Source organism: Bradyrhizobium altum (assembly GCF_020889705.1).
Lineage (GTDB): Bacteria > Pseudomonadota > Alphaproteobacteria > Rhizobiales > Xanthobacteraceae > Bradyrhizobium > Bradyrhizobium altum.
The window spans coordinates 38744-50855 of sequence record NZ_JACMYP010000026.1 but is presented as its reverse complement, the minus strand read 5'-3'; the positions used below and the strand labels follow the sequence as shown (position 1 = coordinate 50855).

The following is a 12112-nucleotide window of genomic DNA, read 5'->3' as shown; positions in this document are numbered from 1 at the left end:
CGCGCTGCGCCGCCGGCGTCAGCGGCTTGCGCGGCGCGGGTTCCGGCGGAGACGACAATGGCGATGGCGATTTCTCAGACATGACAAAACTTTCTGCCTGCGAATTTCGTATCTTGGTGTTGGCTCAGTGACGGCATCACGATCAAGAAATCCCGCAAGATGATTCTTACATTTGGCATATTCGCATGCCAGAGGTGTTTTCGAGTTGATGGCATGAGCCGAACGTAACTCAGCACCTTCGAGATATCTCCGCTCCATGCCTCCTTCAAGATTTGCAGTCCCTGCCGAAGTCCCCGGTCTCGCGGCGCGCCGTATCGCGGCCGACATCCTCGATGGCGTGCTGCACAAGCACCGCACGCTCGACGATCAGCTCGACGGCGCCGGCGCGCATCCCGGCCTGAAGTCGCTGGCCGATCGCGACCGCGCGCTGATGCGCCGGCTGGTGTCGACCATCCTGCGCAAGCTCGGCACGCTCGGCCATCTGCTGTCGCGGCTGCTCGACCGCGGCGTCCCGACCGATGCACCGCGCGCGCAGAGCGCGCTGCTGATCGGCGCCGCGCAGATCCTCTGGATGGACGTGCCTGACCATGCCGCGGTCGATCTCTCGGTGCGGCTGGTGCAGTCCGACCGGCGCGCGGCGAAATATGCCGGGCTGGTCAACGCCGTGCTGCGCCGCTGCGCGCGCGAGGGCCAGGGCCTGATCGACGAGATCAGCCCGCAGACGCTGGATCTGCCGCAATGGATGCTGGCGCGCTGGAATGCGCATTACGGTGAAGCCACCGCGCGCGACATGGCGCTGGCGCTTGGCCACGAACCGTCGCTCGATCTCACGGTGAAGTCCGACGCGCCGAAATGGGCGAGCCGCCTGCACGGCGAGATCCTGCCGACGGGAACCGTACGCACGCTGCTGCAGGGTTCCGTGACCATGCTGCCAGGCTTTGCCGAAGGCCAATGGTGGGTGCAGGACGCCGCCGCCGCGCTGCCGGTGCGCCTGTTCGGCGACATCAAGGACAAGCGGGTCGCCGATCTCTGCGCGGCGCCCGGGGGCAAGACGGCCCAGCTCGCGCTGGCCGGCGCACAGGTCACCGCGGTCGACCGCTCGCCGGCGCGAGTCGCGCGGCTGCGCGACAATCTCACGCGGCTGGCGTTGCAGGCCGAGACTGTCGTCGCCGACGCCGCCGAATGGTCCGCAGCGGCCGAGAGCTTTGACGGTATTCTGGTCGATGCACCCTGCACCTCGACGGGAACCATCCGCCGCCATCCCGACGTCGCCTGGCTGCGCCAGGAAGGCGACATCGCCGCACTGACGGCTCTGCAGAAGCGGCTGCTGCATAAGGCCACCAATCTGCTGAAGCCGGGCGGTACGCTGGTCTACTGCACCTGTTCGCTGGAGCCGGAGGAAGGCGAGCACGCGATTGCCGCGCTGCTGGCGAGCGAATCAGGCCTGCGCCGTGCGCCGGTCGAGACAAGCGAGGTCGCCGGCCTCAATGACATCATCACCGCCGACGGCGATTTGCGCACCCTGCCCAGCCATTTGCCCAACGCCGACCCGCGGCTGGGCGGGTTGGACGGCTTTTACGCCGCCCGGCTGGTCAAATCCTGATTTTAAACTTCAGTCTTCTAAGCTCGAAGTGATTCGTGCGGTATCAAGAGGGTGTCTTGCATATCAAGAAGGTGTCTTGGCCGCGTTTCCGGATTAAATAAGGATTCGTTGAAAATTCCCTCCCCACAAGGTTAGGCGTGTCGGTCGCTCAAAGCAGACGCATCTCGACGCTGATTGCTGGCCGATTTGCCCGCAGCATGCTCGCACGCGCCAGCGGGAGCACGGTTGCGCTGTCGCGGCTCTGGCCCGGCCGCACCGACCGGCTGATCATCGCGCCGCACGACCTCCGGACCGCCGACGCCACCCGCGCTGCCGAGATCTATGCCGGGCGATTCGTGTTCGCCGGCAAGATCGTCACCTGCCACGGCCGCTCGATCTTCGATCTCGAGCCGCCGTCGGAGGATTGGGAAGCCGCCCTGCTCGGCTTCGGCTGGCTGCGCCATCTGCGCGCCGCCGACACCGCGCTGACCCGCGCCAACGCCCGCTCGCTGGTCGACGACTGGATCTCCAACCAGGCGCGCAAGCGACCGCTGCAGCGGCGCGCCGACGTGCGCGCACGGCGCGTGATCTCGCTGTTGTCGCAGGCGCCATTGGTGCTCGGCGACACCGACGGAAAATTCTACCGCAAATATCTGCGCGGGCTGGCGCGCGAGATCCGCTATCTGCGCCATTCGACGCTCGACAATGACGGCGTTCCGCGCCTGCAGGTGCTGATCGCGCTGTGCTACGCCTCGCTCTGCCTCGCCAACCAGGCGCGCAACATCAAATCCGCCACGCGCAGGCTGTCCGACGAATTGCAGCGCCAGATCCTGCCCGATGGCGGCCACATCTCGCGCAATCCCGGCGCGCTGGTCGAGCTGCTCAGCGATCTGCTGCCGCTGCGCCAGACCTTTGCTGCACGGAATATCGCGCCGCCGCCGGCGCTGCTCAACGCCATCGACCGCATGATGCCGATGCTACGCTTCTTCCGGCACGGTGACGGCAGCTTCGCGCTGTTCAACGGCATGAGCACCGCGCCGTCCGATCTCGTCGCGACGCTGCTCGCCTATGACGACACCCGCGGCGTGCCGATGGCGAGCATGCCACACACCGGCTTCCAGCGCCTCGATGCCGGCAACATGACCCTGATCATCGACACCGGTCCGCCGCCGCCGGCAAGCGTCAGCCAGGATGCGCATGCCGGCTGCCTGTCGTTCGAGCTCTCCTCCGGCGTCAGCCGCATTGTCGTCAATTGCGGCATGCCGAACACGGGGCGCGACAGTTGGCGGCCGTTCGCGCGCTCCACCGCGGCGCATTCGACGCTGACCTATCGCGACACCTCATCGTGCCAGTTCGTCGAGCTGTCGGCGATGAAGCGGCTGTTGCGCGGCGCGCCGGTCACCAGCGGGCCCAGCAATGTCGAGAGCTACCGCGAAGCCATCCCCGACGGCGACGTGCTGACCGCCTCGCATGACGGCTATCTCTCCCGCTTCGGCGTGATCCACCGCCGCGTGCTGATGATCGCCCAGGACGGCACGCGGATGGAGGGCGAGGACTCGCTATCGCCTGCGCCCGGCGGCCGCATCAAGGGCAGCGAGGCCGATTTCGCGCTGCGCTTCCATCTTCACCCCTCGGTGAAGGCGAGCCGGCTATCGGACGCCCGCGGCGTGATGCTGGTGCTACCCAACCGCGACGTCTGGACCTTCGAGGCGATGGACGACAAGGTCGACCTCGAGGACAGCGTGTTCCTGGCCGGGAATGACGGCCCGCGCCGCACCTCCCAGATCGTGATCCGGCAGGACGCAAGGCAGGCCGCCACCATCCGCTGGAGCTTCGTGCGCTCCTCGACCTCGGCCACCGCCACCAACGCCCGCCGCAACGCCCGCCGCGAGCCAGAACTGCCGCTGTAGGACAGGGTATCGGCAACGCGACTGACCCTAGACCCGTCACCCTGAGGAGCCGAAGCGGCGTCTCGAAGGGTCGACGGCCACCAGCCGGGCCGTGCACCCTTCGAGGCTCGCTGCGCTCGCACCTCAGGATGACGGGGTTAGATTCCCGGGAATCGGCTTCGGAGACCGGTTTCGTGCCGCACAAAACCATGCTACCCGGCTGCCTTAACAGCCAGGGATTTCCTCAATGACCGAACAGCTTCGCCGCGTGACCCGCGCTCTGTTGTCCGTTTCCGACAAGACCGGACTGATCGATTTCGCCAAGGCGCTTTCCGACCATGGCGTCGAGCTGGTCTCGACCGGGGGCACCGCCAAGGCGATCGCGGCGGCCGGGCTCAAGGTCAAGGACGTCTCCGAGCTCACCGGTTTCCCTGAAATGATGGACGGCCGGGTCAAGACGCTGCATCCGAAGGTGCATGGCGGCCTGCTCGCGATCCGCGATAACAAGGAACACGCCGCGGCGATGGCCTCGCACGGCATCGCGCCGATCGACCTGTTGGTCGTCAATCTTTATCCGTTCGAGGCCACCGTCGACAAAGGCGCCGGCTTCGAGGAGTGCATCGAGAATATCGACATCGGCGGCCCCGCGATGATCCGCGCCGCGGCGAAGAACCACGACGACGTCGCCGTGGTGGTCGAGGCGCAGGATTATCAGGCCGTGCTCGACGAGCTCGCCGCGCAGAAAGGCGCGACCTCGCTTGGCCTGCGCCGCCGCCTCGCCGCCAAGGCCTATGCGCGCACCGCGGCCTATGATGCCGCGATCTCGAACTGGTTCGCCGTGCAGCTCGACACCAAGGCGCCGGACTTCCGCGCCTTCGGCGGCCGGCTGCTCCAGTCGCTGCGCTATGGCGAGAACCCGCACCAGACCGCGGCGTTCTACGCCACGCCGGAGAAGCGGCCGGGCGTTGCGACCGCACGCCAGCTGCAGGGCAAGGAACTGTCCTACAACAACATCAACGACACCGACGCGGCTTATGAATGCGTCGGCGAGTTCGATCCGCAGCGCACCGCGGCCTGCGTGATCGTCAAGCACGCCAACCCCTGCGGCGTCGCCGAGGGTCCGGATCTTGCGACCGCCTATGCCCGCGCGCTCGCCTGCGACTCCACCTCGGCCTATGGCGGCATCATCGCGGTCAACCGCATGCTCGATGCAGATGCCGCGCGCGCCATCATCGGCATCTTCACCGAGGTGATCATCGCGCCCGATGCGACCGAGGAGGCGATCTCGATCATCGCCGGCCGGCGCAATCTGCGCCTGCTGCTCGCCGGTGGCCTGCCGAACGCGCGCGCGGTAGGCCTCACCGCCAAGACCGTCGCCGGCGGCCTGCTGGTGCAGAGCCGCGACAACGCGGTGGTCGAGGACATGAATTTGAAGGTCGCGACCAAGCGCGCGCCGACCGACGCCGAGCTGCGCGATCTCAAATTCGCGTTCCGCGTCGCCAAGCACGTCAAGTCGAACACCATCATCTATGCCAAGGATCTCGCCACCGTCGGCATCGGCGCCGGCCAGATGAGCCGGGTCGATTCCGCACGCATCGCCGCGCGCAAGGCGCTGGATGCGGCGGCCGAACTGAAGCTCGCGGAGCCCCTGACCAAGGGTTCGGTGGTCGCCTCCGACGCGTTCTTCCCGTTCGCCGACGGCATGCTCGCCTGCATCGAGGCCGGCGCGACTGCGGTGATCCAGCCCGGCGGCTCGATGCGCGACGACGAGGTGATCAAGGCCGCCGACGAGCACGGCATCGCCATGGTGTTCACCGGCGTGCGGCATTTTAGGCATTGATCTAGCGGCATGGTCGTCCCTGCGAAAGCAGGGACACATAACCACAGGCGTATGTTGTTGGAACAAGCTGGGGCTCCGGCGCCGCGCAACACGAGCAGCGGTGGTTATGGGTCCCGGCTCGCGCGGAGCCTGTCATCGGGCGGCGCTTAGCGCCGACCCGTTGGCTTGGCCGGGACGACGGCGGTGATTTACTCCCGCACCTTCGCCAGCAGCATAAGCCCCACCACGAAAAACCCCACCAGCACCGCCATGCCGTATTTCTGGCTCGCGGTCGCTGCCGTGATCGCACCGATCAGCAGCGGGCCGATGAACGACGTCACCTTTCCGGTGAGCGCGAACAAGCCAAAATACTGCGCGATGCGATCCTTCGGCGCGAGGCGGATTAGGAGCGAGCGCGAGGCTGCCTGTAGCGGCGCGCCGGTGGCGCCGATCAGGCAACCCAACACGATATAGGCGCGCTCGGCAGCGCCCGCGAAAACCGGACCGCCCGGCACCGGCGGCGCGACCGGGATGAACAGGATGGAATCCTTGTTCACCGTGAGGATCACCACGATCGCAAACAGCAGGATCACGAGGCTGCCGGTGATCACGCGCTTCGGCCCGAACGCATCGTCGAGCTTGCCGCCGAGCCAGCCGCCGAACGTCCCTGCCACCGCCAGGATGATGCCGAAGGTACCGATCCGGATCGTGTCCCAGCCGAATGTGCCGGCGGCATAGATGCCGCCGAACGCGAACAGCGAGACCAGCCCGTCGGTGTAAATCATGTTCGCCAGCAGAAACCGCGCCAGCGACTGCTGCTTCGGCAAGCTGGCCAGTGATTCCCTGAGCTCGCGCAGGCCTTCGCCGAGCGCCTCGCGCAACGGGCGCTTCGCCGGATAGTCCGGCGTGAACAGGAACATCGGCGTCACGAAGATGATGAACCACAGCCCGGTCAGCGGTCCGGTGATGCGGTCGCCTTCATGCATGACGGGATCGAGACCGAACAGCGGCGTGAAGCCGAACAGCGTCCGGCCGGTCTCGGCGTTGGCGGCGAGGAAACCGAGGACCAGCACGAGACTCAGGATACCGCCGACATAGCCGGTGGCCCAGCCGGTGCCGGAGAGACGCCCGATCCGGTCCGGCGGCACCAGGGTCGGCATCATCGCATTGTTGAACACGGTCGCGAACTCGACGCCGACGCTCGCGATCGCATAGGCGAGCAGCAGTGCGGGGATGATGTCGGGATTGCCGGGCTTGCCGATCCACATCGCGCTCGAGCCGATCACCAGCAGCGCGCCGAAAACAGCGATCCACGGCTTGCGCCGGCCGCTGGCATCGGCGATCGCACCGAGAACCGGCGACAGCAGCGCGATCGCAAGTCCTGCGGCAGCGGTGGCAAAGCCCCACAGCGCCTGCCCGCTTGCGGCATCGGGCGCAACGAAGCTCGCGAAATAAGGCGCGAACACGAAGGTCGTGATCAGCGTGAAGTAGGGCTGCGCAGCCCAGTCGAAGAAGATCCAGCTGACGACGGCTGCGCGGCCAGGATAGACCTTGGTGTAGGCCTTCGCATGTTCAGCGCCCGTCTGCATTGTTGCCGTCATCGCGAAAGATATTCCCCAACTCGAACCACAGGCAGGCTTTTGCCGCTTCAATCCGTTCCCATATAGCATGGGCCGGTTTGCTGATACGGCGATGAACAGGGCAGGACATTTCGATGGCGCTGACGGCAACGATGTCGCGACGGCTGTTTGCCGCTCTCCTCGTGATCGGCATCGCGACACCCGCCCTCGGTCAGGTGCAGCGGCGCGCTTACGAGCCCTCAGCCACCAATACGATTCAAAGCATTCGCGCCGAAAACGGCATGGTGGTGGCGCAGGAGAAGCTCGCCGCGCGGGTCGGCACCGACATCCTCCGGCAAGGCGGCAACGCCGTCGACGCCGCGGTCGCCACCGGCTTTGCGATGGCGGTGACCTATCCGCGCGCCGGCAATATCGGCGGCGGCGGCTTCATGGTGATCCATCTTGCCGGCCGCAACGAAGATGTCGCAATCGACTATCGCGAGACCGCGCCGCAGGCCGCGTCGCGCGACATGTTCCTGAACGCCGACGGCAAGCCGGACCCGGACAAGTCGCGCAACTCCGCGCTCGCGATCGGCGTGCCCGGCACGGTCGCGGGCCTCGCGCTGGCATTGGAGAAATACGGCTCCGGCAAGTTCACGCTGGCGCAGATCGTCAAGCCCGCGATCGATCTCGCCCGCGACGGCTTCATCGTCACCGACGATACGTCGGACACGCTGTCGGACATGTACCGCCGCATGTCGCGCTGGCCGAACTCGGCCAAGACGTTCTCGCATGCCGACGGCACGCCGCTGCATGAGGGCGACCGCCTGATCCAGGGCGACCTCGCTGGCGTGCTGACGGCGATCGCCGAGCAGGGACCGCGCGGCTTCTACGAGGGCGCGGTCGCCGAGAAGCTTGTCAGCGGAATCAGGAATGCCGGCGGCATCTTTACGCTCGCGGATCTGAAAGCCTACCAGCCGGTGATCCGCACGCCGATCCGCGGCACCTATCGCGGCTACGACATCGTCTCGATGCCGCAGCCGTCCTCCGGCGGAGTCGTGCTGCTGGAGATCCTCAACATCCTCGAAGGCTTTCCGATGTCGGACATGAAGCAGGGCTCGGCCGCTTCGCTGCATGTCATGATCGAGGCGATGAAGCGGGCCTATGCCGATCGGGCCCGTTATCTCGGCGATCCCGCCTTCGTCGACGCGCCGACCCAGCTGCTGATCGACAAGGACTATGCCGCCAGGCAGCGCGCGACCATCGACCTTGCCCGCGCCACGCCCTGGACCGATGTGCGCAACGCCAAGCAACCGCACGAGGGCGACAACACCACGCATTATTCGGTCGTCGATGCAAGCGGCAACGCCGTCAGCAACACCTACACGCTGAACTTCCCCTACGGCGTCGGCCTCGTCGCCGACGGCACCGGCGTGCTGCTCAACAACGAGCTCGACGATTTCACCGCGGCGCCCGGCGCCTCCAATGCGTTCGGCCTGGTCGGCTTCGAGGCCAATCTGCCCGGACCCGGCAAGCGCCCGCTGTCGTCGATGGCGCCGACCATCGTGCTCAAGGACGGCAAGCCCGTGCTGGTGACGGGATCGCCCGGCGGCAGCCGCATCATCTCTGCGGTGACGCAGATCATCGTCGACGTCATCGACTACAAGATGGATATCGCAGCCGCGGTCGCCGCGCCCCGCATGCATCATCAATGGCTGCCCGACGAGGTCCGGATCGAGCGCGGCTTTCCCGACGAGGTGCTCGCCGAGCTGCGCGCCAAGGGTCACAAACCGGTCGAGCCGCTCGGCTACTCCTCCGCGAACTCGATCGTCGTCACGACCAGCGGTCTGCTCGGCGCGCCCGATCCACGTACGCGCGGCTCGGAGGCCGCAGGATACTAAAGGCCAGCAAGCGCGCCTTTGCCCTACCTGCAACATCGCGATAGATTGGCGTTCCGCGCAACTCCGGCCGCGGATCGCAAAGAGCCGGTGAAAGATTTCTCCGGGGAACGCGCATGAGCACGGCCGAATCCAAATCGATGGAAGTCGCAGAGATCGAGGACACCAGCCTCCTCGCCTTCTATCGCGACATGAACCTGCCGGAGCGGCGCACGTTCTGGGCCTGCGCCTCGGGCTGGACGCTCGACGGCATGGATTTCATGATCTATCCGCTGGTGATCGGCACCATCATCACGCTGTGGAAGGTCGATGCCGGCACTGCCGGCCTCGCCGGCACCGTGACGCTGCTGGCCTCCGCCGTCGGCGGCTGGCTCGGCGGCTATCTGTCCGACCGGATCGGACGGGTCAAGACGCTGCAGCTTACCATCATCTGGTTCTCGTTCTTCTCGCTGGTCTGCGCCGTGGTGCAGAATTTCGACCAGCTGCTGATCGCCCGCGCGCTGCTCGGCTTGGGCTTTGGCGGCGAATGGGCGGCCGGCGCAGTGCTGATCGGCGAAGCGATCCGGCCGCAATATCGCGGACGCGCGGTCGGCTCGGTGCAGTCGGGCTGGGCGATCGGCTGGGGCCTTGCGGTGCTGGCGCAGGCGATCCTGTTCTCGATCCTGCCTCCGGAGAACGCCTGGCGCTGGATGTTCGTGATCGGCGCGCTGCCGGCGCTGCTGGTGTTCTATCTGCGCCGCTATGTCACCGAGCCGGAGATCTCGGCCGCGACGATGGCCCAGCAGCAGGCATCCGGCAGCGGACCCGCCGCATTGTGGGAGATTTTCCAGGGACCGATCCTGAAGACCACGCTGCTGGCCTCGCTGGTCGGCACCGGCATGCAGGGCGGCTATTACGCCGTCACCTTCTGGGTGCCGCGCTTCCTCACCACCGAGCGCAAGCTCTCGGTGGTCGGCTCGACCGGCTATCTCGCGACGCTGATCATCGGCTCGTTCATCGGCTATCTGGTCGGCGCCTGGCTCGCCGACCGGATCGGCCGGCGCAATCTGTTCCTGATCTTCTCGATCGGCGCCATCGCGATCGTGCTGCTCTATACCCAATTGCCGCTCTCCAACGAGGTGCTGTGGGTGCTGGGCTTCCCGCTCGGCTTCTTTGCCTCAGGCTATTTCTCCGGCATGGGCGCATTCCTGACCGAGCTCTATCCGACCCGGCTGCGCGGCTCCGGACAGGGCTTCTGCTACAATTTCGGCCGCGGCGTCGGCGCGCTGTTTCCGTTCCTGGTCGGCGCGCTCTCGACCACGACGACGCTCGCCAACGCGATCGCGATCTTCGCGGTGGCGGCCTATGCCGTGTTCTTCATCGCCGCCTACGCGCTGCCTGAAACGCGCGGGCGCGTGCTGCATGCGGGTGGGTAGCGCTGTAACAGGTGCGCGATGGCCGCGACGCTTGCCCCGTCGTTCCCTCCCCCTTGCGGGCAGGGCTAAGGAGAGGGGTGGCCGCGAAGACGGTGCTTGTGGCTTACCCCTCTCCCCAACCCTCCCCCGCAAGGGGGGAGGGAGCCCTGATAGTGTGCGTCCCTAACTGGAGGTCCTCGCCATGACTTCGCTCAAAGACAAAACGCTGTTCATCTCGGGTGCGAGCCGCGGCATCGGGCTCGCGATTGCGCTGCGCGCCGCGCGTGACGGCGCCAATGTCGCGATCGCGGCGAAGACCGCCGAGCCGCATCCAAAGCTGAAAGGCACGATCTACACCGCCGCCGACGAGGTCCTCGCCGCCGGCGGCAAGGCGCTGCCGGTGCTCTGCGACATCAGGGACGAGGCGCAGGTGATGGCGGCAATTGAAGCTACCGTCGCCGAGTTCGGCGGCATCGACGTCTGCGTCAACAATGCCAGCGCCATCAGCCTGACCAATTCGCAGGCGACCGACATGAAGCGCTACGATCTGATGATGGGGATCAACACCCGCGGCACCTTCATGGTGTCGAAATACTGCATCCCGCATCTGAAGAAGGCGGAGAGTCCGCACATCCTGATGCTGTCGCCACCGCTCGACATGAAGACGAAGTGGTTCGAGCACTCGACCGCTTACACGATGGCGAAGTTCGGCATGAGCATGTGCGTGCTCGGGCTGGCCGGTGAGCAAAAATCCGCCGGCATTGCGGTCAACGCATTGTGGCCGCGCACCACGATCGCAACCGCCGCGGTCGGCAATCTGCTCGGCGGCGACGCCATGATGCGCGCCAGCCGCACGCCCGAGATCATGGGCGATGCGGCCTATGCGATCGTCACGCGGCCATCGCGCGAGTTCACCGGCAATTTCTGCATCGACGACAAGGTGCTCTATGCCAACGGCGTGCGCGACTTCGAGCGCTATCGCGTCGATCCCTCGGTGCCGTTGATGTCGGATTTCTTCGTGCCCGACGACGACGTGCCGCCGCCCGGCGTCACCGTGCAGCCGTTGCCGTCGGCGGGCGGCGCGCAGACGGCGCGCTAAACTAGACGGCCGACGCGTTCAGCTGCGCGCGCCAATGCTGCACGCGCTCCTTGAGCAGCGTATCGCGGACATAGGCAAGCTCCTCGTCCTCGATACGCTCCAGCGTTTCGAGCGAGAGATTGTCGGCGCCATGCGCCGACCAGGCGCGCTGCAGCTCGGCATTGCGGTGGCTGGCCATCCCCAGCGTAAACCAGATGCGGTTCTGGATTTTCTCCAGATCGAGCGCCTGCCCGACCCAGACCTCCCCGGTCGCGCGGCAGCGGATCGCGAACACGCCGGCCACAGCCGCGCGCTTCTTGTAGTCGGCAATGGCCAGCTTGCGGTCCTCGGCCTTCATGGCGGCTCCTGTCGGGTCGGTCCACTATTTATATCCGGGTATTATTGACAAAACAACCCGGATAAAACTACGATATCGAAACCGGGAATCAGGCGAACTGACATGGACTCCACCTGCCATCTGGAGCCGACGTGGAATGCCGGGCGCGACTTCGCCCAGCGTGCGATCACCGGCGAGCTGGTGATGCTCAACCTGCTGCGCTTCCGCGACATCGCCGACTATTCGCAAAGCCCGGAGCTCGCCCCGCCACAGCCGGTCACGGGTGCGGAAGCCTACGACCGCTATATCGCCCACACGCTGCCGCATCTGCGGAAGAGCGGCGGCGACATCCTGTTCATGGGTGAAGGCGGCTCGTTCCTGATCGGTCCCGAGGGCGAGCGCTGGGATCGCGCCATGCTGATCCGGCAGAAGAGCCGCGGCGCGTTCCTCGCCTTCGCGGTGGCGGAGGCCTACCTCGCCGGCATCGGACACCGCACCGCGGCGCTGGCCGATTCACGTCTGCTGCCGCTGGTCGAGCTGCCGCGATGAGCGAGAT

9 protein-coding genes are annotated in these 12112 nt (G+C 66.3%); 7 read left to right on the top strand and 2 right to left on the bottom strand.

All coding sequences use genetic code 11. The features are described 5' to 3' along the window. Positions 1-256: 256 nt before the first annotated feature. From H8B02_RS10270 to purH, 3 genes are all read left to right on the top strand, one after another. Positions 257-1603 carry an RsmB/NOP family class I SAM-dependent RNA methyltransferase gene (locus tag H8B02_RS10270; RefSeq protein WP_229166135.1) on the top strand — a complete coding sequence of 449 codons (1347 nt, stop codon included), beginning with the start codon at positions 257-259 and terminating at the stop codon, positions 1601-1603. A gap of 137 nt (positions 1604-1740) precedes the next feature. Further along, positions 1741-3492, top strand: coding sequence for a heparinase II/III family protein (locus H8B02_RS10265; RefSeq protein ID WP_229166134.1), 1752 nt, complete (start codon positions 1741-1743; stop codon positions 3490-3492). Positions 3493-3718: 226 nt separating this feature from the next. Then, complete coding sequence (purH, locus tag H8B02_RS10260) at positions 3719-5311, top strand: bifunctional phosphoribosylaminoimidazolecarboxamide formyltransferase/IMP cyclohydrolase (protein ID WP_229166133.1); 1593 nt, start codon at positions 3719-3721, stop codon at positions 5309-5311. A gap of 188 nt (positions 5312-5499) precedes the next feature. Here the strand turns inward: purH and H8B02_RS10255 are convergent, their stop codons facing one another. Then, positions 5500-6879 (bottom strand): MFS transporter, encoded by a 1380-nt coding sequence (locus H8B02_RS10255; RefSeq protein WP_229166132.1) that lies wholly within the window; start codon positions 6877-6879, stop codon positions 5500-5502. 125 nt (positions 6880-7004) lie between these two features. Between H8B02_RS10255 and ggt the strand changes: the two genes are divergently transcribed. The 3 genes from ggt to H8B02_RS10240 all read left to right on the top strand — a co-directional run bounded on the left by ggt (position 7005) and on the right by H8B02_RS10240 (position 11240). Next, positions 7005-8750: a gamma-glutamyltransferase gene (gene ggt, locus H8B02_RS10250; RefSeq protein ID WP_229166131.1), complete on the top strand. Its 1746-nt coding sequence runs from the start codon at positions 7005-7007 to the stop codon at positions 8748-8750. Between the two features lie 113 nt (positions 8751-8863). After that, the gene (locus tag H8B02_RS10245) at positions 8864-10162 is read left to right on the top strand and encodes an MFS transporter (protein WP_229166130.1); all 1299 of its coding nucleotides are present in this window, start codon (positions 8864-8866) and stop codon (positions 10160-10162) included. A gap of 181 nt (positions 10163-10343) precedes the next feature. Then, positions 10344-11240 carry an SDR family oxidoreductase gene (locus H8B02_RS10240; protein WP_229166129.1) on the top strand — a complete coding sequence of 299 codons (897 nt, stop codon included), beginning with the start codon at positions 10344-10346 and terminating at the stop codon, positions 11238-11240. Position 11241: 1 nt separating this feature from the next. Here the strand turns inward: H8B02_RS10240 and H8B02_RS10235 are convergent, their stop codons facing one another. Then, positions 11242-11577 (bottom strand): GIY-YIG nuclease family protein, encoded by a 336-nt coding sequence (locus H8B02_RS10235; protein WP_229166128.1) that lies wholly within the window; start codon positions 11575-11577, stop codon positions 11242-11244. 102 nt (positions 11578-11679) lie between these two features. Between H8B02_RS10235 and H8B02_RS10230 the strand changes: the two genes are divergently transcribed. After that, positions 11680-12105 (top strand): DUF1330 domain-containing protein, encoded by a 426-nt coding sequence (locus H8B02_RS10230; RefSeq protein WP_229166127.1) that lies wholly within the window; start codon positions 11680-11682, stop codon positions 12103-12105. Positions 12106-12112 lie beyond the last annotated feature (7 nt).

Excerpts from the sequence above, each read along its gene's own strand:
- H8B02_RS10270 (WP_229166135.1), top strand. The coding sequence starts at position 257 with ATGCCTCCTTCAAGATTTGCAGTCCCTGCCGAAGTCCCCGGTCTCGCG.
- purH (WP_229166133.1), top strand. The coding sequence starts at position 3,719 with ATGACCGAACAGCTTCGCCGCGTGACCCGCGCTCTGTTGTCCGTTTCC.
- H8B02_RS10255 (WP_229166132.1), bottom strand. The coding sequence starts at position 6,879 with ATGCAGACGGGCGCTGAACATGCGAAGGCCTACACCAAGGTCTATCCT.
- ggt (WP_229166131.1), top strand. The coding sequence starts at position 7,005 with ATGGCGCTGACGGCAACGATGTCGCGACGGCTGTTTGCCGCTCTCCTC.
- H8B02_RS10245 (WP_229166130.1), top strand. The coding sequence starts at position 8,864 with ATGAGCACGGCCGAATCCAAATCGATGGAAGTCGCAGAGATCGAGGAC.
- H8B02_RS10240 (WP_229166129.1), top strand. The coding sequence starts at position 10,344 with ATGACTTCGCTCAAAGACAAAACGCTGTTCATCTCGGGTGCGAGCCGC.
- H8B02_RS10235 (WP_229166128.1), bottom strand. The coding sequence starts at position 11,577 with ATGAAGGCCGAGGACCGCAAGCTGGCCATTGCCGACTACAAGAAGCGC.
- H8B02_RS10230 (WP_229166127.1), top strand. The coding sequence starts at position 11,680 with ATGGACTCCACCTGCCATCTGGAGCCGACGTGGAATGCCGGGCGCGAC.